Origin of the sequence: Octadecabacter ascidiaceicola (assembly GCF_900185015.1) — a bacterium.
GTDB classification, from domain to species: domain Bacteria; phylum Pseudomonadota; class Alphaproteobacteria; order Rhodobacterales; family Rhodobacteraceae; genus Octadecabacter; species Octadecabacter ascidiaceicola.
Genome location: NZ_FXYD01000001.1, coordinates 108,227 through 127,004 on the forward strand (window position 1 = coordinate 108,227; position 18,778 = coordinate 127,004).

Sequence of the window (18,778 nt, forward strand, 5' to 3'; positions counted from 1 at the left end):
CACATGGAAAATCTCTTGGAAATCTACGGCGAAGGTGCCGTATTGTTCGCGCTCGGCGGTATTGTCGGGTTGGTGTTCGGCGCGGCGGCCTATCAGTCAAAGTTTTGTCTGCGTGCAGCGACGATCGAAGTTGCGCAGGGTCAATTCGGAAGCCGGTTGAGCATCTGGCTCATTGCGTTTTGCGCGGCCGTATTCGGTGTTCAGTTTTCCATCGCAATGGGTTGGCTGAGTGTCGCAGATGCACGCCAATTGGCAAACGTCGGCAGCCTGTCCGGGGCAATCATTGGCGGATTGATGTTCGGCGTCGGCATGGTCCTGGCACGCGGCTGTGCGAGCCGGTTACTGGTACTGTCCGGCACAGGAAACCTACGTGCGCTGGTAACAGGCTTGGTTCTAACGGTTGTGGCACAAGCATCCCTCAGCGGGGTCCTTGCACCTGCACGAGTCTATTTGTCCGGTTTATGGTCCATCCAAGGGGGATCGGCGCGCGATATGTTGGCCCTGATTGGATTGAATGCATCCGGCGCCGCGGCTCTGGCAGGTATCTGCTTTGCAGGCGCGCTTGTGTTCGCGATGAAAAAACTGGTTCCGGTTTCCCAGTACGGTGCAGCGGTAATTGTCGGGCTTGCGGTTGCTGGCGGGTGGGTCGGTACCTACCAGATTGCGCAAGCATCTTTTGATGTGGTTTCAATCACCTCGGTTACGTTCACAGGGCCGTCGGCGGATACTTTGATGGCATTGGTCACAGCGCCAACGGTGCCAATGGGCTTTGGCCTTGGCCTCGTTCCTGGGGTGTTTGTCGGCGCGGCAACGGCTGCGGCATTGATGTCTGGCCTGCGCATTCAAAGGTTTGGCCCAGACACCCCGATGGAGCGCTATTTAATCGGTGCGTTCCTCATGGGGTTTGGCAGCATGCTTGCTGGCGGCTGCGCCGTGGGCGCAGGTATGTCTGGCGGCGCGATCTTCTCTCTCACGGCGTGGGTAGCTGTTGCGTGCATGTGGTTGGGTGCGATGGGTGCAAAGCTGGTGCTGGACCGCCCGCAAGCGGTAACAGCCTAGATATCCTGAATAAAACGGTATCCGTCGCCAGCGGCTTCGATACGCCCAATACCATTGCCCTTTAGATGGAAACCAAGAACCGACATCTGTTCATGGGCAATCTGATCCAATAGGGATGTACGCGTCGCAGCACCCATTTCCATATCTTGATCCGAGCCAGTTTTCCACGTGGGGTGGGCCAGTGCGATATGATCATTCCCGATGCAATCACCAATAATCATCATCGCATTCGAGCCTTGCCGTACTTCAAACGCAATGTGCCCCGGTGTGTGACCAAAAGTGGCACGCGCCGCGACGCCGGGCAGGATTTCCTCGCCGTCGTTGAAGAACGTGATGTTGTCCGCTATCCGCGCTAGACGGCGTGCTGCGCCCACCGCAAAGGTCGTACGCCCTTCATCAATGGTGTCGACGGTTTCAGGGTTGGTCCAATAGTCCCATTCGGCCTGACCAATCATGTATTTCGCATCTGGGAACAGCAGATCATCGAAATCATCCACCAGACCCCAAATGTGATCGGGGTGCGCATGGGTAAAGGCAATGTCGGTGATATCTTCTGGTGACAGCCCGACTTCATCAAGTGCATCAAGCAAGAAGCCCGCACTGCTCATGAACTCGGATCCTGCACCAACATCAAACAGGATGTTGCGCTCACCGGTTTGCAAAAGGGTGACGTTGCAAGGTGGGGTTAAGGCCTCACCCAAACCAAACGCCTCGATTGCTCCCGTTTTGTCACCTTCGGGAATAGGTGCAAGGACCATCGACGCTGGCAGCGTTAGGGAGCCATCAGATAGCGATGTCAATGTATAGGTGCCAATTTCTGTCTGCGCCATCAACGGTTTATAGGGCAAAAGTGACCCAGCGACCCCTGCGGCGCTAAGCGAAAGTAATTTTCTTCGCGATAAAGTCATGGCACGTCCTTTACATATTCTCATTTAGGAATGTGTAATGGGTTTCTCCGTGTTTAGTCAAATGCCACGGCAGATGAGAGATGGAGTTCAGCCATGCCGCGCGGCTTCCCAATCCGAATACAATTCAGGTCGCATTCGCATCAGTTTGTTTTCGGTCTGGCGGCTTAGTGTCATGTCACCCGCAGGGGAGACATTGCGCTTCTCAAGCTTGATTTCCGTATCCAAACGTTCCTCAAGAAATGCGACCAATTTATCCAGCTGTTCGTACTGGAACATGTGATCGACGGCTAATTCACCATCATTGCTCCGCACAAACTTTTTCGGGTCACCCACATGCGACCAACTTGTTGGGTCGCCCTTGGCGTAATCACTCACAAAGTCATCGAACGATACGTCTTTGGTGCTTTGGGGTTTTCCGTCAACGGCGGGGCGTTGGCGATACCGATACCAGCTTCCAAGCCAGCCAATCGGGTGGCGCACGGTGCAAACGACTTCTAAGTCGTTCAGCCCGCACTTGCCTAAGTAAGGCTCTAAATAGCGTTTATACCGATAGGCTGGCGTGTGTTTTAGAATCGCTGGATTGCGCAATGCCATGTCAGCGCGCGGTGACAGCGCTTCTTCGATCGCAGTCGTACCCGTCTTCGGGAGGGCCAGTAGGACTAATTTTTCTTTTGCAAAAACAAGCATCTATATGCGGCTCCACTCTCCGATTAACCGTAAACTACTCTTTAACCAATAGGCATGAAAGATGCGTTATGAACGATTTTAGTTGATGCGTTCTCGTTTTGATCTCATAAGGGAGAGAACAAGAGGTGAACAAAGCAATCAATTGCTACCCTTAGTAGGGCGTGGAATAAGGAAGAAAATCATGGCAACGGCAGAGCTTTTAAAAATGAGTGACAAGAAATCAGCGGACAAGCAAAAGGCGCTCGATTCTGCGCTGGCACAGATCGAACGTCAGTTCGGCAAAGGCTCAATCATGACGTTGGGCGGCAATGCCGTGCAAGAGATTGAAAGCACCTCAACCGGTTCACTCGGGCTGGATATTGCGCTTGGCATTGGTGGTATCCCGAAGGGTCGCATCATTGAAATTTACGGGCCGGAATCATCTGGTAAGACAACGCTAACACTGCACTGCATCGCAGAAGAGCAGAAAAAGGGCGGTGTTTGTGCGTTTGTTGACGCGGAACACGCGCTTGACCCGGGCTATGCTAAAAAGCTTGGTGTTAACCTTGATGAACTGCTGATTTCCCAGCCAGACACGGGCGAGCAAGCTCTTGAGATCGTTGACACATTGGTGCGTTCCGGCGCTGTATCCATGGTTGTCGTAGACTCCGTGGCAGCTTTGACTCCGAAGTCAGAACTTGAAGGCGACATGGGGGATCATTCCGTTGGCGTGCATGCGCGTTTAATGTCCCAAGCGATGCGCAAGCTGACCGGTTCGATCAGCCGCACTAAATGTACTGTTGTTTTCATTAACCAGATCCGGATGAAAATTGGTGTTATGTTCGGTTCTCCTGAGACAACGACAGGCGGTAACGCGCTAAAGTTCTACTCCTCCGTGCGCATGGACATCCGCCGCATCGGTGCTGTGAAGGATCGCGACGAAGTTGTGGGTAACACCACCAAGGTCAAGATCGTAAAGAACAAGGTTGCACCACCGTTCAAAGTTGTTGAATTCGACATCATGTACGGCGAAGGCATCTCCAAGATGGGCGAGCTGATTGACATGGGTGTGAAGGCCGGTGTGGTTGAGAAATCCGGTTCTTGGTTCTCCTACGGGGATGAACGCATCGGGCAGGGGCGCGAGAACGCCAAATCCTTCCTGCGCGACAACCCGCATTTCGCAGTCGAGATCGAAGATAAGATCCGCGCAGCGCACGGGCTTGATTTTGACGGCGCGGAAGATGCCGCCAATGATGATGGTGCCTTGCTGGAAGACTAATCCGGCCTGATTACTAGAATTGAAGGGCGCAGGGGAAACCTTGCGCCCTTTTCTGTTTTCCCACTGTGGACTTGGCGCAGGTGCAGGGCTATTTCATGGGTCGCAATTAACCCGCCCGAAAGAAGTGCCATGACCAGCTTGTCAGACATCCGTTCTACCTTCCTTGATTACTTTAAACGTCAGGGACATGAGGTCGTGTCCTCCAGCCCGCTGGTGCCGCGCAATGACCCGACGCTGATGTTCACAAATTCCGGCATGGTGCAGTTCAAGAACCGCTTTACCGGTGTTGAAGCTGGCGACTACCAGCGCGCGACGACGTCGCAGAAATGCGTCCGCGCAGGGGGCAAACACAATGACCTCGATAATGTCGGCTACACCGCACGTCACCATACATTCTTTGAAATGCTCGGGAATTTCTCGTTCGGCGACTATTTCAAAAAAGAGGCGGTCCCGTTCGCGTGGGAATTGCTGACCAAGGACTTCGGCATCGACAAATCCAAACTGCTGACCACCGTCTATCACACCGACGACGAGGCGTTCGAGTTGTGGAAAAAGATCGGCGTGCCGGAAGATCGTATTATTCGCATCGCCACGGACGACAACTTCTGGCGCATGGGGCCGACTGGTCCGTGCGGCCCATGTACCGAGATTTTCTATGATCACGGCGATCACATCTGGGGCGGCCCTCCGGGATCAGCTGACGAAGACGGCGACCGCTTTATTGAGATATGGAACGTCGTTTTCATGCAGAACGAACAGTTCGAAGACGGCACAATGAAGCCGCTCGACATGCAATCCATCGATACTGGCATGGGGCTGGAACGGATCGGCGCGTTGCTTCAAGGCGGTCATGACAACTACGAGACAGACCTGTTCAAGGCCCTGATCGAGGCGTCTGCCCATGCAACGTCGACCGATCCGTTTGGCGATCAGAACGTGCATCACCGCGTGATTGCAGACCACCTGCGTTCTACATCTTTTTTGATTGCAGAAGGCGTTCTGCCGTCCAATGAGGGCCGCGGCTACGTGCTGCGCCGCATCATGCGCCGCGCCATGCGCCACGCGCACCTGTTGGGCGCACAAGACCCCGTCATGCACAAGCTGGTTCCAGCTTTGGTGCAACAAATGGGCGCGGCTTACCCCGAACTGGGTCAAGGTCAAACCTTGATCGAAGATACGTTCTTGAACGAAGAAATACGTTTCAAAACAACGCTGGATCGCGGCTTGAAGCTGCTGGATGACGCATTGGTTGACGTGGATGAAGGCGCCGATTTGCCAGGTGAAACTGCGTTTAAACTTTATGACACCTACGGCTTCCCGCTTGATTTGACCCAAGATGCCTTGCGTGAAAAGGGACACGGCGTAGATGTAGACGGTTTTGATGCTGCTATGGCTGAACAGAAGGCCAAAGCGCGCGCGGCGTGGTCTGGCACGGGTGCCGCGGCAGACGCTGCGATCTGGTTTGACTTGGCGGATCGGCACGGCGTCACCGAATTCTTGGGTTATGAAACCGAAACCGCCGAAGGTCAGCTTTTGGCAATTGTCGCCGATACCGACGCTGTTGATAGCGCCAAAAAGGGCGACACCGTCGCGCTGATCTTCAACCAAACGCCTTTCTACGCTGAAAGCGGTGGTCAGGTTGGCGACGAAGGCGTGTTGAAAACCGAAACGGGTGCAGCACGAATTACGGATACCAAAAAGGTCGCCGGATTGTTCCTGCACATGGCCGAGGTCACGGACGGTACGCTGACCAAAGGGCAGGGCACCGAGCTAACGGTGGATCACACCCGCCGCAGTACCATCCGCGCCAACCACTCCGCAACGCACTTACTGCACGAAGCCCTTCGCGAAGCTTTGGGCGACCATGTTGCGCAGAAGGGCTCTCTCAACGCGCCGGATCGTTTGCGGTTTGATTTCAGCCATAACGACGCGATGACGCAGGATCAAATCCGCCAAGTCGAAACCCGTGTGAATGAAATGATCCGCCAAAACACATCTGTCGATACACGCATCATGACACCCGACGACGCCCGTGCGATCGGCGCGCAGGCGTTGTTTGGCGAAAAATACGGTGACGAAGTCCGAGTGGTTTCTATGGGTCGCGCTGACACAGGCAAGGGTGCTGATGGCCAAACATGGTCGTTAGAACTTTGCGGCGGTACACACGTGCGCCAAACCGGTGACATCGGGGCCTTCGTCACCTTGGGCGATTCAGCATCTTCCGCTGGTGTGCGCCGGATTGAAGCGCTGACAGGTCAGGCTGCATTGGATGCTTTGCTCACCCAAGATCAACGCCTGTCCGAAACGGCCGCACTCCTCAAAGCGGCTGCTGCTGATGTTTCAACACGCGTCAAAGCGCTGATGGATGAACGCAAAGCGCTCGCCAACGAGGTTGCACAGTTGCGTCGCGAAGTTGCGATGGGTGGTGGCGCGAAGTCCGACGCAGCAGAAGCGAAAGAAATCAACGGCGTAGCGTTCAAAGCTCAAGTGATGAAAGGCGTCACAGGTCGCGATTTGCCCGCCATGATTGACGAGATGAAAGCGGCAATGGGCAGCGGTGCTGTCCTGTTGATCGCAGCTTCAGACGGCAAAGCGGCCGTAGCAGCGGGCGTTACAGCGGACCTGACCGACAAAGTCAGCGCCGTGGATCTTGTACGCGCCGCAGTGGCTGAACTTGGCGGCAAAGGTGGCGGTGGACGCCCAGATATGGCGCAGGGTGGTGGCAAGGACGCAGGGAACGCTGATGCAGCTATCGCCGCAGCCGAGGCTGTAATCTCCTCTTAACTTTGCTTTTGTTTTAGAAATATCCCGGGGGAGCGTAGCGGGGGCAGCGCCCCTACAACGTCAAACAAAAAGGGCCGTGCCTTCATATGAAGCGCGGCCCTTTTGCTAATCTATTCAGCGAGTTGTCACTCAGCCTTCGCGTGGCGCTTGCGCTCATGCGGGTCAAGGTAGCGCTTGCGCAACCGAACAGAGCTTGGCGTAACCTCAACCAGCTCATCATCGTCGATGTAGGCAATCGCTTCTTCCAAGGACAGTGTAACTGGTGTCGTCAATCGAACCGCTTCATCCGTACCGGAGGCCCGAACGTTGGTCAGCTGCTTGCCCTTCAGCGGGTTCACTTCAAGATCGTTTTCACGGCTGTGTTCGCCAATGATCATACCCTGATACACTTCAACCTGCGCACCGATGAAGAACTTACCGCGGTCTTCAAGCTTCCACAGCGCGAAGGAAACGGTTGAACCGTTTTCCATGGAGATCAGAACGCCCGCGCGACGGCCCGGGATCTTGCCTTTGTGTGGTGCCCAGTCATGGAACACGCGGTTGATAACGCCTGTGCCGCGTGTATCGGTCAGAAATTCGCCGTGATAGCCGATAAGACCACGGGACGGGACGTGTGCGATGATGCGCGTCTTGCCTGCACCGGCTGGTTTCATCTCAACCAACTCACCTTTGCGCGTACCGGTGATTTTTTCGATAACCGCGCCAGAGTATTCGTCATCCACGTCGATTGTTGCTTCCTCAATCGGCTCGTGGCGCACGCCGTCGATGTCTTTGAACAACACCTGTGGGCGAGAGATCGACAGCTCAAAACCTTCGCGGCGCATGTTTTCGATCAAAACACCCATCTGCAATTCGCCACGGCCAGCTACTTCGAACGCATCGCCACCGGGCGTGTCAGTCACCTTAATCGCCACGTTGGACTCGGCTTCTTTCATCAGACGGTCGCGGATAACGCGGGACTGAACCTTTTTGCCGTCACGACCCGCAAGTGGAGAGTCGTTGATGCCAAAGGTTACGGTGATGGTCGGCGGGTCAATCGGCTGTGCAGGAATGGCCTCTTCGACAGACGTATCTGCCAGCGTGTCGGCAACGGTTGCTTTGGACATGCCCGCGATGGACACGATGTCACCAGCTTCGGCTGTTTCAATCGCAGTCTGCTCAAGCCCGCGGAACGCCAGAATTTTCGTGGCGCGGAAGTTTTCGATCAATGTGCCATCGCGTGACATCGCCTTGATCGTCTGGCCAGCCTTCAGAGTGCCGGTTTCAACGCGGCCTGTCAGCAAGCGGCCCAAGAACGGGTCACCACCCAGTGTCGTTGCCAGCATTGTAAATGGCTTGTCTACGTTTTGGATCTGCGCAGGGGCAGGGACGTGGGTTGTGATCAGCTCAAACATAGCTTGCAAATCTTTGCGCGGCCCGTCGAGTTCCATGTCCGCCCAGCCGGAACGGCCAGACGCATACATGTGTGGGAAATCAAGCTGTTCGTCGGTCGCATCAAGGCTGGCGAACAAGTCAAAACATTCATCCAGCGCACGGTCGGGCTCGCCGTCCGGCTTGTCGACTTTGTTGATCACAACAATCGGCTTTAGGCCCAGCTTCAGCGCCTTGGACGTCACGAATTTGGTCTGTGGCATCGGACCTTCAGCAGCGTCAACCAGCAGGACAACACCATCAACCATGGAGAGGATGCGTTCAACTTCGCCGCCGAAGTCAGCGTGACCCGGTGTATCAACGATGTTGATGCGGTGACCTTGCCATTCAACGGATGTTGGCTTGGCGAAAATTGTAATGCCGCGCTCACGTTCCAGATCGTTGGAATCCATAGCGCGTTCTGTTGTCGCTTGGTTTTCACGGTAGGTGCCTGATTGCTTCAGAAGCTCGTCCACAAGTGTGGTTTTGCCGTGGTCAACGTGGGCGATGATAGCGATGTTACGCAGTTCCATTGGATGTCCTTAAGAAAGCATTAGAACGGGCGCAAAAGCGGGCCCGTGAATGACGTTGCGCGGGCTTTACCGCGCCTTTGGCAGAAAGGCTAGGGTTATCTAACGCCGCTTAGTGCACAGCGGTTTTGGATAACAACAGAATGATGGCAATTCCGATAAGGATCAGCGCCATTCCAAGGATTGCAGGCCAATCCAGTGTTTGGCGGAAAACGACCCAACCAATGAGGGCAATCAGAACGATTCCAGAGCCTGACCAAATTGCATACATAATGCCAACCGGCATCGACTTGAGCGTCAGTGCCAGTAAGTAAAAAGCAAGGCTGTAGGCGACGACGACAATGATCGAGGGCCCAAGTTTCGTGAACTGTTGACTGGCTTGCAGCGCGGTCGTGCCGATGGTTTCAAAAATAACGGCGACAAAAAGCGTGATGAAATGCGTCGGCATGTTTCGCGTCCTTTACGTGGCTACGTACCAGTCTTTGCGGTGGTTGAATGTGATGATCATATTGACGATGAACGCGCCTAGCATTGAAAACAACACAGCACGCGCATCAATGATGAAGAAGGCTGCAGCAAAGATGCAGGCGTCGAACACCAGCTGCGTGAAGCCCGCGCGAAAGCCAGTGTTTTCTTGAATATAAAGCGCAAGGATGCCGACCCCACCAAGTGAGGCACCATGACGAAAGATCGCCAGCAAGCCTGCGCCATTCAGTGCGCCAAATAGGGCCACACCATAAAACGGATCTAGTGCTTCAAAGCTCATTAAGGTCGGAAACCAGATCGAGAACACGGAAACGAGGACGACAGCGATGACCGTTTTCAAAACAAAGCGCGGGCCGATACGTTTGTACCCCAGCCAATAGAACGGCAGGTTCACCAAGAAGAACATAAACGCAAATGAATAGCCTGTTGCGTATGACAGCAGTAACGCAAGACCCGCAGTTTGCCCGGTCACCAGACCAAGATGGGTCAGGATAACAAGGGCTGACGCGGCCATACCGGCCCCCGTGACGAGGCCTTGTGCGTCTTCCAGCACAGTATGGCGGCGAGGGCGGTTTTTGGGTGGGATCAGGGCTTTATCAGACATGAAGCAGAGGTATTTGCCGAATTGGGGGGTGTCCAGCAAATAAGGGCTACCCGTGAGGGCAGCCCTTTGATTGTAGCGTGCTGTAGTGGGGGATTAACCGAGAGCCGCGTTCAGGTTTTCGTCGATTTTTTCGAGGAACCCTTCCGTTGTGAGCCAAGATTGGTTTGGCCCAACGAGTAGCGCGAGGTCTTTTGTCATGAAGCCGGATTCAACCGTATCCACGATGACCTTTTCCAACGTTTCAGCAAACTTTGTCAGCTTGGCGTTGTCATCCAGCTTGGCGCGGTGACGCAAGCCACCCGTCCACGCAAAGATAGACGCGATAGAGTTGGTTGAGGTCGCTTCGCCCTTTTGGTGCTGGCGGTAGTGGCGCGTCACGGTGCCGTGGGCGGCCTCGGATTCGACGATCTTGCCATCGGGTGTCATCAACTGGGAGGTCATCAGGCCCAGCGAGCCAAAGCCCTGCGCGACGGTGTCTGACTGTACATCACCATCATAGTTTTTGCAGGCCCAGACATAACCGCCAGACCATTTCATTGCCGACGCAACCATGTCGTCAATCAGACGGTGCTGATATTCAAGGCCGGCTTCGTCAAACTTGTCTTTGTATTCCGCGTCGAAAATCCGTTGGAAAGTCAGCATGAACTGGCCGTCATACTGTTTCAGGATTGTGTTTTTGGTTGATAGGTAAACAGGGAAGTTGCGCTTGAGGCCGTATTCGAACGACGCACGGGCGAAATCTTCGATGCTAGCGTCAAGGTTATACATGCCCATGTAGACACCGGACGATGGTGCGTCAAATACCTCTTCTTCGACAACGGTGCCGTCTTCGCCGACGAACTTCATGCTGAGCTTGCCCGGCCCTGGGAATTTCATATCAGTGGCTTTGTATTGGTCACCATAAGCATGGCGGCCAATCACGATCGGCTGCGTCCACCCCGGAACAAGGCGCGGCACGTTGGAACAGATGATCGGCTCGCGGAAAATCGTACCGCCAAGAATGTTGCGGATCGTGCCATTCGGGGATTTCCACATCTTCTTGAGGCCGAATTCCTCAACCCGTGCTTCATCCGGTGTGATGGTCGCACATTTGACGGCGACGCCAACTTCTTTGGTCTTTTCAGCGGCATCTATGGTAATCTGGTCATCCGTTGCATCGCGGCTTTCCATGCCGAGATCATAGTAGAGCAGATCTATATCTAAATAGGGCAGGATCAGCTTGTCTTTGATGAACGCCCAAATGATGCGGGTCATTTCATCGCCATCCATCTCGACGATCGGATTTTGTACTTTGATCTTATCCATCGGGGGATATCCTTATGTGCATGTGAATTGGCGTTCAGATAGCCCATCTGAGGCGTGTTGGAAAGACTGCATACAATTGTATGCAGAAATCTGAGTATGGTTTTGTTGTCTCTTAGCTTGGCTTTCCCAACATTTCATTAGCGCCTGCGGCGGGCGGGGGGCAAAATTTTAAAAAATTTTGCTGCCTTCGGCGAGGATATTTGAGAAACAAAGACAAACAGGAGTTAGGTGTTTGCTGCGAACCATGCGTCAAGGTCGGGTACAAGGGCGTCCCAAAGGGCAGGGGCACCGCGTTTGACCTTATGGCCGACGCGGGCGTCGAGTTGATCACGCGTGACGTTATATTCGCGCCATGAACCGCCACCGGATTCAAGATTGCAGATGAGCGGCTGCGCACGGTCGAGAGATTTAGCGAAGATGGCATCGACGGAGGCTGCCGCTTCAAATTCTTCCCAGGTCGCGCGTAAACCGTCGCGTTGTGCAGGGGGCAGCATCCCAAAGAGGCGATCCGCGGCGGCTTGTTCTGCGGCCTCAACTGCGGCGACATCAAACGATCCATGGATTGGGTTGTCGCCAGCGTCGATCTCAACAATGTCGTGCAAAAGAAGCATCATAAGAACGACATCCAGTTGCGCTGGTGCGTGGCTGTGTTCGTGGAGTGTCATCGCCCAAAGCATGATGTGCCAACTGTGCTCGCCCGAGTTTTCGTGCCGTGATCCGTCACAAAGAGTTGTGCCGCGCAGCACGGATTTGAGTTGGTCGGCTTCCATGATGAACCGTAGTTGCGACGCCAAAGGTTCAAGCAGCGCAAGGTGGCGTTTGTTCAGCAAGTTCGACGCGTGTTGGTGGATTTCGGGCCAGTCATCATGCAGATCGCTGAAGCGGCCAGTCTCCAAGATGCCGCGCAGTATGTCGTGTTCGTCTTGGGTCTGCACCGGATTGGAAAGCTCTTGAAACATTGGTGAAGCTTTGTCGATCATGTTGGCGTAGCGGGCGTCGGCGGTTTTGCCGTCTTCGAATTCTTCCCACAAAAGGCGGTAATTGATGCCTTGATCTACGGGGAGCAGGCCAAAAATGCGAGTTGCGGCGTCTGCTTCAAGACGGCGCACTTCGTCCATGTCGTGATCAAGATGAATTGGGTGATCGCCGGCGTCAATTTCAACGATGTCGTGCACCAAGAGCATTTGAATGACGCGGGGGATATTTGCACCGCCTGAGTGATCCGCAAAGATCAGCGCCCAAAGGCAGACATGCCATGAGTGTTCCGCCGTGTTTTCAAACCGTGACCCATCTGACAGCACATTTGCGCGGGTGACGGATTTGAGCTTGTCAGTTTCAATCAAAAACGCGAGCTGCGCAGTTATCCGGTCTTGCATCACGGGCTTTCGGGTTTTGGAAAATCAGACGTCATACGGGCCTTGGCAGGTAATACTTCGGGATCGCGTAACATATTGGTAAAGAAATCCGGATCAGGAAAGCCGTCCCAAGGGTAGAGGCCGTGAAGGGCGGTTGCGAAGGCTTCGACGATGGCAGGGGCTATTGGGTCTTCACCGGCTAGGTACAGATCGTGGTAACCGGCGATGCGGGGTACGGCGTCGTAACCGATGACCGGCCATTGCTCGGGCTGGACTGCATCCGACGAGACAATCGCTGCGGCAACGATTGCATCAGCTGGTATTGCCTTGGCTTTTGTAGTGCGCGCGCTTGACCGATCAGAGATGAGGATCATGATACGGGTGCGGCCCCATTCGATCCTCGCCACCTGTGCCAAGGCGAAGGTTTCATCCAAAAGCGGGATCAGGATATGGTCGGCTTCTCGCATCCTAGCCTTTGGATTTTGCCTGCGCTTCGGCCTTTGCCGCCAGTTCCGCGATCTTGTTATCAAGGAACTTGCGCGCGCCTTGTTCGGCGAGGCGGATGCGGCATTCGGTTAAGAATGCCTCTTCCAGCGTCTGGGATGCCGCGCCGACAATGTGACCGAGTTCGATAAACAAGCGGTCTTCGCCCGTGGCCTTTTGAATCTCAAGTACATCTTCGGCCAATTTCGCGGCCAGTTTGGTCAGGCTTTCAGACATTAGCGCGTGTTCTCTGTCAGGCGCCGTTTGACGTAGGTTTGCACCGTATCAATCATCGGATCCATGTGTGGATCTTCAAAGAAGTGGCCTGCACCCGGAGTTTCTTCGTGGGTGATGGTGATGCCCTTTTGCTCGTGCAGTTTGTTCACAAGGTTCACGGTATCCGCCGGAGGTGCCACGCGGTCCGCTGCGCCGTTGATGATCAGACCGGAGCTTGGGCAAGGGGCCAAGAAGCTGAAATCATACATATTGGCGGGGGGCGACACCGAGATGAAGCCAGTGATTTCAGGGCGGCGCATCAGAAGTTGCATACCGATCCATGCACCGAACGAGAAACCAGCAACCCAGCAATGCTTGGAGTTGTTGTTCATCGACTGCAGGTAATCCAGTGCGGATGCCGCATCGGACAATTCGCCAATGCCTTGATCATATTCACCCTGAGAACGACCAACGCCACGGAAGTTGAAGCGCAAAACCGTAAAGCCCATCTGATAGAAAGCATAGTGCAGGTTGTAGACCACCTTGTTGTTCATCGTTCCGCCAAATTGCGGGTGCGGATGCAAGACGATCGCGATTGGCGCGTCACGTTCTTTTTGTGGGTGGTAGCGGCCTTCGAGGCGACCTTCGGGTCCTGGGAAAATGACTTCGGGCATGTTGTCCGTTTCTCGTCTGCTGTTGTTCATGGGTGCGCTGCGCAATAGTTGACAAAAACGCTCAGTCACCTTAGAAAGATTCTAATTCGCGCGCGGGACCCGTTTGATCCTTTGCGGTTAGCTTGAGTTAATCGCAGCGTGGGGCCACGTCAACGTATAAGCACGAAACGAAATGGGGAAAGGTCTATGAAATTAAGTACAAAAGGCCGGTATGCAATGGTGGCGTTGACCGACATTGCCCTTCAACCCGAGGGGACACTGGTTAGTCTTGGCGAATTGTCCAAGCGTCAAGATGTGTCTTTGCCGTATTTAGAACAACTTTTCGTAAAGCTCCGTCGAGCGGGGCTGGTGGAAAGCGTGCGTGGCCCGGGGGGCGGATATAAGCTGGCGCGTCATGCGTCAGACATTCGCGTTGTCGAGATTTTGTCAGCTGTGGATGAAACCGTAAGTGCAATGCATCAAGGGGCGGGCGCGTCTGGTGGATCATCTGGCAGCCGTGCGCAGTCTATGACCAATCGGTTGTGGGAGGGGTTGAGTGCACATGTTTACGTATTTTTGCACCAGACCCGCCTGAGCGACGTTGTGCAAAACGAGCTGGCACCATGTCCGGCGGTTCCGTCCTTGTTTGAGGTTGTGGACGAATGAACGGGTTTGCGCCTGCGGCGGGCGGGGGCGCACCTGCGGTGCGCAAAAAGAAAGAAGGGGCTCTGCCCCCGTCCTTTGGACTCCCCCGGGATATTTTTGAAACAAAGACAATGGAAAGAGGCGCGGAGTGAAGCGGGTCTATTTGGATCATAATGCGACAGCGCCTTTGCGGGCTGAGGCGCGTACCGCGATGATTGAAGCGATGGATGTCGTTGGCAATCCGAGTTCCGTGCATAGCGAGGGGCGTGCGGCCAAGGCAATGGTTGAGCGTGCCCGTGCGCAGGTGGCGGCAGCTGTCGGGTGCAATCCGGCTGAGGTGGTCTTTACCAGTGGGGCGACAGAAGCGGCGAGTGTTTTAGGAAACCCGAAGACGGGTGCTGATGTTTTGGTGGATCAGTCTGCCCATGATGCGCTTTGGGCGCAGAGTTCCATGTATCACTGGGAGATGAAGCCAAACGGGCCGGGGCATACGCTGGCGATGGGCTTGGCGAATTCTGAGACAGGTGTCATCACGCGCCCGCCTGAAAAGGTAGATGAGCAATGGCCCGTCGGACGGGCTGCCGCGGATTGGCTGTTACTGGATATCACCCAAGCCGTAGGGCGCATTCCGTTTGCGTTTTCATGGTCTGGGGCGGACATGGCGATTTTGACGGGACATAAGTTTGGTGGACCCAAGGGGGTCGGGGCGCTCATTATTCGTGATAACCTTGATACCGATCCTTTGTCTGTTGGGGGCGGCCAAGAAATGGGACGTCGATCCGGGACTGAAAACGTCATTGGCATTGCAGGTATGGGCGCTGCTATCGAGGCCGCGATGCGAGACCTTGAGAGCGGTGTTTGGGACCAAGTCGAGAAACTTAGAAATATTCTAGAAACTGGGGTTGAGGCTGCGTCAAAGGAGACTATTTTAGTCGGGAAAGATGAAGCGCGGATTCCCAATACGTCGTGCTTGCTGACACCTGGCTGGAAAGGTGAAACGCAAGTAGTGGCGATGGATTTGGCGGGTTTTGCTGTTTCTGCAGGGTCTGCCTGTAGCAGCGGTAAGGTGAAAGCCAGCCGTGTGCTGATGGCGATGGGATACAACGAGGCCGATGCAGCGAGCGCGATACGTGTGTCGCTGGGGCCAGAGAACACTGAGGAAGACGTCACGCGTTTCGTGGATGTCTGGACTGATAAATTAAACAAGCACTGTGCCCGTTCTGCGGCAGGGGCGGCTTGAAGTAGGGATGAAGCAAATGGACACGATTGACCAAGTAGACGTTAAAGACGGTGTGGATCAGGAAACCGTTGACGCAGTTCAGGCGCTGTCTGGCACGTATAAGTACGGCTGGGACACGGACATCGAGATGGAATATGCGCCGCTCGGTCTGTCTGAGGATATCGTGCGTTTGATTTCTGCCAAGAACGACGAACCCGAATGGATGCTGGAGTGGCGTCTGGCCGCGTATCAGCGCTGGCTGCAAATGGAAGAGCCCGAGTGGGCGATGGTTGATTACCCAAAGATCGATTTTCAGGATCAGTACTACTATGCCCGTCCAAAGAGTATGGAAGTGAAGCCAAAGTCATTGGATGAGGTCGACCCGAAGTTGTTGGCGACATACGACAAGCTTGGCATACCATTGAAGGAACAGGCGATCTTGGCCGGCGTTGAAGGCGCTGAAGAACTGACAGACGCACCACGCAAGGTTGCTGTGGATGCGGTGTTTGACTCTGTGTCTGTTGGAACGACCTTTAAGGATGAGCTGGCCAAGGCGGGCGTCATCTTTTGTTCCATCTCCGAGGCGATCAAAGATCACCCTGAGCTGGTGAAGAAGTACCTTGGGTCCGTGGTGCCTGTGCAGGATAACTTCTATGCGACGCTGAACAGCGCCGTGTTCTCGGATGGCTCGTTTGTTTATATCCCCAAAGGCACCAAATGCCCGATGGAATTGTCTACGTACTTCCGGATCAATGCTGAAAACACAGGCCAGTTTGAACGCACGCTGATCATCTGTGACGAGGGCGCCTATGTGTCCTACCTTGAGGGCTGCACGGCACCTAAACGCGATGTAGCACAGCTGCACGCTGCGGTCGTTGAGATCGTGATCATGGACGACGCTGAGGTGAAGTATTCCACCGTTCAAAACTGGTACCCTGGGGATGAAGACGGCAAGGGTGGCATCTATAACTTCGTGACTAAGCGCGCCGATTGCCGTGGGCACCGTTCCAAAGTGATGTGGACGCAGGTTGAGACAGGTTCCGCCGTGACATGGAAATACCCAAGCTGCATCCTGCGCGGCGACGACAGCCAAGGCGAGTTCTACTCCATCGCTATTGCCAACAACATGCAGCAGGCAGACACAGGTACTAAGATGGTCCACCTTGGCAAGCGCACCAAGTCGCGCATCGTGTCTAAGGGGATCTCGGCCGGTAAGGCGCAGAACACCTATCGCGGGCTTGTATCTATGCACCCGAAAGCCAAAGACAGCCGGAATTACACCCAGTGTGACAGCCTGTTGATCGGCGACAAATGCGGGGCGCATACGGTGCCATACATTGAGGTGAAGAATAACTCATCCCGTGTGGAACACGAAGCCACAACATCCAAGATCGACGATGATCAAATGTTCTACTGCCAATCCCGCGGTATGGACGAGGAAGAAGCGGTTGCTTTGATCGTGAATGGTTTTGCTAAGGAAGTGTTGCAAGCGCTGCCAATGGAATTCGCCATGGAAGCACAGGCATTGGTCGCGATCTCGCTTGAAGGGTCGGTTGGCTAAATGTGTAACCGGATCGGGGCGAATAGATGAATCGGAACAGAAATGCTCGAAAGCGAGCGCGTTTACTCGCGTCCGCGCTCGGTATTTCTGAGCGCATTCAGATCGCTGATATCGGTGCGCGGAAAATGAAAAAGCCTCCGGTCTATCAGCCCTTATTGGGCTTGGATGTGGCTGAACTGATTGGTTTTGAGCCGGAACCAGAAGCTTTCGCCGTGCTTAAAGCGAATGCTGAACCGAACACGAGATATATTCAATCGGCTGTCGGCAAACCTGGGCCGGCAACGTTTTATTCCCACACAATCGGTTCGCTTTCTTCTGTTTTCAAAATCGCGCCGAAGGCCGCAAAGTATTTAGGGAAGATGTTTTGGGTACGTCGCCCAGTAGAAGAGTTCCCAATTGACCTGGTGTCCTTGGATGACTTGGACGACATGCCAAAGCTGGATATCCTTAAGATGGATATCCAAGGCGCTGAACTAGATGTCATGAAGGGTGGTACCAAAACGCTATCGGACGCTTTGGTGATTATTCCTGAAGTGCGGTTTTACCAAATGTACGAAGGTGAACCGTCTTGGGCGGAATTGGACATTGAAATGCGCAAGCAGGGATTTGTCTTACATTCGTTTCAACATCAAAAGCGCGTACCACTTCCGAACTCCCAGCGGAAAAAGCTTTCCAAAAAGGCGAGGACGCAATTACTGGATGGGGACGCGGCCTATATACGGTCGCTTGAAAACCCATCGGATCTGACTGACCTTCAGTTGCAAAAATTTGCTTTGGCCGCAGATGTCGTGTTGTCCGCACCCGATTTGTGTCTGTTCTGCTTGGATATCTTGGTGGAGCGGGGGCTTTTGCCCAAGACAATCACCGCGTCATATCTGAACGCTTTGGATGCAGAAATGCGTATCGACGTGGATGTGGATGATTAAGATGACCTGCATTCAGCCGATATCTCAACGTGATGTAACTTGGAAAAGCCTCTTGGCTGACCGCGTTTCGCCCCAATTTGAACGCACCCGTAAACTAGATTTTCGTCTAGAGCAAAACGGGAGCGATCAAAATGGCAGTCAGTACGACAACATTTGCGCAACGCATGGACAAGATCAATTCAGGCAAGACCACGTCGTGGACCGTGCCCGGACAAGGCTTGGCTACCGTACGCGACGAACGCAGCTTCCTACGCAAGTCTTCTGTGAAAGCCGTGAAGAAATCCACGCAAAAGAAACGCAATCCACTGATGTACGTCGCGGCCTTGGCTGTGGGCGCGGTCAGCGTGATCGCAGCGCGTTGGATCGACTTCACCTATCTGGACACCGCGATGGCATTTGCCGCCGCAAAGGGCGTGGACGCCGCAGCCTTGATCGGCAACGTTCCAACATCGCTGACCTTGGCTGTGATCATCAGCGTAGTAGCGATGTTCGTTCTGGGCCTGCGTTCCAAACAAACGGTACCGTTACAGATGGCAGGCTTCATTGGGGCAGTATTGTTCGAGGGAGAACTGGTTGCACTAGCGCCAGAAGTCTACGCACGTTTTTATCCGCAGAGCTGGATTGCCGATATGATGGCAACCGCAAGCCTGCTGACCTAACACCGAAATTTACAACTAAACTAATGCAGA

Annotated in this window: 18 protein-coding genes; 8 read left to right on the forward strand and 10 right to left on the reverse strand. The window is 54.3% G+C overall.

Annotated elements, in window-relative coordinates; all coding sequences use genetic code 11:
- The first annotated feature begins 3 nt into the window (after window positions 1-3).
- Window positions 4-1,059 carry a YeeE/YedE family protein gene (locus OCA8868_RS00585; RefSeq protein WP_093994627.1) on the forward strand — a complete coding sequence of 352 codons (1,056 nt, stop codon included), beginning with the start codon at window positions 4-6 and terminating at the stop codon, window positions 1,057-1,059.
- Here OCA8868_RS00585 and OCA8868_RS00590 read toward each other — a convergent pair.
- Complete coding sequence (locus tag OCA8868_RS00590; RefSeq protein WP_093994628.1) at window positions 1,056-1,967, reverse strand: MBL fold metallo-hydrolase; 912 nt, start codon at window positions 1,965-1,967, stop codon at window positions 1,056-1,058. The two genes, OCA8868_RS00585 and OCA8868_RS00590, sit on opposite strands and share 4 nt — an antisense overlap.
- An 87-nt stretch (window positions 1,968-2,054) precedes the next feature.
- On the reverse strand, window positions 2,055-2,654 hold the full coding sequence (locus OCA8868_RS00595; RefSeq protein WP_093994629.1) for a gamma-glutamyl kinase: 600 nt from the start codon (window positions 2,652-2,654) through the stop codon (window positions 2,055-2,057).
- Window positions 2,655-2,835: 181 nt separating this feature from the next.
- Here OCA8868_RS00595 and recA point away from each other — a divergent pair, with 181 nt between their 5' ends.
- Entirely contained in the window at window positions 2,836-3,912 is a 1,077-nt protein-coding gene (recA, locus tag OCA8868_RS00600; RefSeq protein WP_093994630.1) for a recombinase RecA, read from the forward strand.
- A gap of 129 nt (window positions 3,913-4,041) precedes the next feature.
- Window positions 4,042-6,696, forward strand: a complete 2,655-nt coding sequence (alaS, locus tag OCA8868_RS00605) for an alanine--tRNA ligase (protein WP_093994631.1) — start codon at window positions 4,042-4,044, stop codon at window positions 6,694-6,696.
- 125 nt (window positions 6,697-6,821) lie between these two features.
- Here the strand turns inward: alaS and typA are convergent, their stop codons facing one another.
- The 8 genes from typA to OCA8868_RS00645 all read right to left on the reverse strand — a co-directional run bounded on the left by typA (window position 6,822) and on the right by OCA8868_RS00645 (window position 13,759).
- A complete protein-coding gene (typA, locus tag OCA8868_RS00610; protein WP_093994632.1) occupies window positions 6,822-8,639 on the reverse strand; it encodes a translational GTPase TypA in 1,818 nt (605 codons plus the stop codon).
- Window positions 8,640-8,748: 109 nt separating this feature from the next.
- A complete protein-coding gene (locus tag OCA8868_RS00615; protein ID WP_093994633.1) occupies window positions 8,749-9,084 on the reverse strand; it encodes a DMT family transporter in 336 nt (111 codons plus the stop codon).
- Window positions 9,085-9,096: 12 nt separating this feature from the next.
- Window positions 9,097-9,726: a YitT family protein gene (locus OCA8868_RS00620; RefSeq protein ID WP_093994634.1), complete on the reverse strand. Its 630-nt coding sequence runs from the start codon at window positions 9,724-9,726 to the stop codon at window positions 9,097-9,099.
- 93 nt (window positions 9,727-9,819) lie between these two features.
- The gene (locus OCA8868_RS00625) at window positions 9,820-11,031 is read right to left on the reverse strand and encodes an NADP-dependent isocitrate dehydrogenase (RefSeq protein ID WP_093994635.1); all 1,212 of its coding nucleotides are present in this window, start codon (window positions 11,029-11,031) and stop codon (window positions 9,820-9,822) included.
- Window positions 11,032-11,255: 224 nt separating this feature from the next.
- Complete coding sequence (locus OCA8868_RS00630; RefSeq protein WP_093994636.1) at window positions 11,256-12,407, reverse strand: HD domain-containing protein; 1,152 nt, start codon at window positions 12,405-12,407, stop codon at window positions 11,256-11,258.
- Complete coding sequence (locus tag OCA8868_RS00635) at window positions 12,407-12,853, reverse strand: hypothetical protein (RefSeq protein WP_093994637.1); 447 nt, start codon at window positions 12,851-12,853, stop codon at window positions 12,407-12,409. Before OCA8868_RS00635 ends, OCA8868_RS00630 begins: the two co-directional genes overlap by 1 nt.
- Before the next feature lies 1 nt (window position 12,854).
- Window positions 12,855-13,106: a hypothetical protein gene (locus OCA8868_RS00640; RefSeq protein WP_093994638.1), complete on the reverse strand. Its 252-nt coding sequence runs from the start codon at window positions 13,104-13,106 to the stop codon at window positions 12,855-12,857.
- The gene (locus OCA8868_RS00645; protein WP_093995453.1) at window positions 13,106-13,759 is read right to left on the reverse strand and encodes an alpha/beta hydrolase; all 654 of its coding nucleotides are present in this window, start codon (window positions 13,757-13,759) and stop codon (window positions 13,106-13,108) included. Before OCA8868_RS00645 ends, OCA8868_RS00640 begins: the two co-directional genes overlap by 1 nt.
- 186 nt (window positions 13,760-13,945) lie before the next feature.
- Between OCA8868_RS00645 and iscR the strand changes: the two genes are divergently transcribed.
- The 5 genes from iscR to OCA8868_RS00670 all read left to right on the forward strand — a co-directional run bounded on the left by iscR (window position 13,946) and on the right by OCA8868_RS00670 (window position 18,748).
- Window positions 13,946-14,404, forward strand: coding sequence for a Fe-S cluster assembly transcriptional regulator IscR (iscR, locus tag OCA8868_RS00650; RefSeq protein WP_093994639.1), 459 nt, complete (start codon window positions 13,946-13,948; stop codon window positions 14,402-14,404).
- A 127-nt stretch (window positions 14,405-14,531) separates the two neighbouring features.
- Window positions 14,532-15,623 (forward strand): cysteine desulfurase family protein, encoded by a 1,092-nt coding sequence (locus tag OCA8868_RS00655; RefSeq protein WP_093994640.1) that lies wholly within the window; start codon window positions 14,532-14,534, stop codon window positions 15,621-15,623.
- A gap of 16 nt (window positions 15,624-15,639) precedes the next feature.
- The gene (sufB, locus tag OCA8868_RS00660) at window positions 15,640-17,163 is read left to right on the forward strand and encodes a Fe-S cluster assembly protein SufB (RefSeq protein ID WP_093995454.1); all 1,524 of its coding nucleotides are present in this window, start codon (window positions 15,640-15,642) and stop codon (window positions 17,161-17,163) included.
- 26 nt (window positions 17,164-17,189) lie between these two features.
- Window positions 17,190-18,089: an FkbM family methyltransferase gene (locus OCA8868_RS00665; RefSeq protein ID WP_093994641.1), complete on the forward strand. Its 900-nt coding sequence runs from the start codon at window positions 17,190-17,192 to the stop codon at window positions 18,087-18,089.
- A gap of 131 nt (window positions 18,090-18,220) precedes the next feature.
- A complete protein-coding gene (locus OCA8868_RS00670) occupies window positions 18,221-18,748 on the forward strand; it encodes a hypothetical protein (RefSeq protein WP_093994642.1) in 528 nt (175 codons plus the stop codon).
- Window positions 18,749-18,778: the final 30 nt, after the last annotated feature.

Bases quoted from the DNA above. Each gene is read 5' to 3' on its own strand.
- OCA8868_RS00630 (WP_093994636.1), bottom strand. From the start codon at position 12,407: ATGCAAGACCGGATAACTGCGCAGCTCGCGTTTTTGATTGAAACTGAC.
- OCA8868_RS00635 (WP_093994637.1), bottom strand. From the start codon at position 12,853: ATGCGAGAAGCCGACCATATCCTGATCCCGCTTTTGGATGAAACCTTC.
- OCA8868_RS00615 (WP_093994633.1), bottom strand. From the start codon at position 9,084: ATGCCGACGCATTTCATCACGCTTTTTGTCGCCGTTATTTTTGAAACC.
- OCA8868_RS00620 (WP_093994634.1), bottom strand. From the start codon at position 9,726: ATGTCTGATAAAGCCCTGATCCCACCCAAAAACCGCCCTCGCCGCCAT.
- OCA8868_RS00595 (WP_093994629.1), bottom strand. From the start codon at position 2,654: ATGCTTGTTTTTGCAAAAGAAAAATTAGTCCTACTGGCCCTCCCGAAG.
- typA (WP_093994632.1), bottom strand. From the start codon at position 8,639: ATGGAACTGCGTAACATCGCTATCATCGCCCACGTTGACCACGGCAAA.
- OCA8868_RS00670 (WP_093994642.1), top strand. From the start codon at position 18,221: ATGGCAGTCAGTACGACAACATTTGCGCAACGCATGGACAAGATCAAT.
- OCA8868_RS00665 (WP_093994641.1), top strand. From the start codon at position 17,190: ATGAATCGGAACAGAAATGCTCGAAAGCGAGCGCGTTTACTCGCGTCC.
- iscR (WP_093994639.1), top strand. From the start codon at position 13,946: ATGAAATTAAGTACAAAAGGCCGGTATGCAATGGTGGCGTTGACCGAC.
- OCA8868_RS00585 (WP_093994627.1), top strand. From the start codon at position 4: ATGGAAAATCTCTTGGAAATCTACGGCGAAGGTGCCGTATTGTTCGCG.
- OCA8868_RS00590 (WP_093994628.1), bottom strand. From the start codon at position 1,967: ATGACTTTATCGCGAAGAAAATTACTTTCGCTTAGCGCCGCAGGGGTC.
- recA (WP_093994630.1), top strand. From the start codon at position 2,836: ATGGCAACGGCAGAGCTTTTAAAAATGAGTGACAAGAAATCAGCGGAC.
- OCA8868_RS00625 (WP_093994635.1), bottom strand. From the start codon at position 11,031: ATGGATAAGATCAAAGTACAAAATCCGATCGTCGAGATGGATGGCGAT.
- sufB (WP_093995454.1), top strand. From the start codon at position 15,640: ATGGACACGATTGACCAAGTAGACGTTAAAGACGGTGTGGATCAGGAA.
- OCA8868_RS00645 (WP_093995453.1), bottom strand. From the start codon at position 13,759: ATGCCCGAAGTCATTTTCCCAGGACCCGAAGGTCGCCTCGAAGGCCGC.
- alaS (WP_093994631.1), top strand. From the start codon at position 4,042: ATGACCAGCTTGTCAGACATCCGTTCTACCTTCCTTGATTACTTTAAA.
- OCA8868_RS00640 (WP_093994638.1), bottom strand. From the start codon at position 13,106: ATGTCTGAAAGCCTGACCAAACTGGCCGCGAAATTGGCCGAAGATGTA.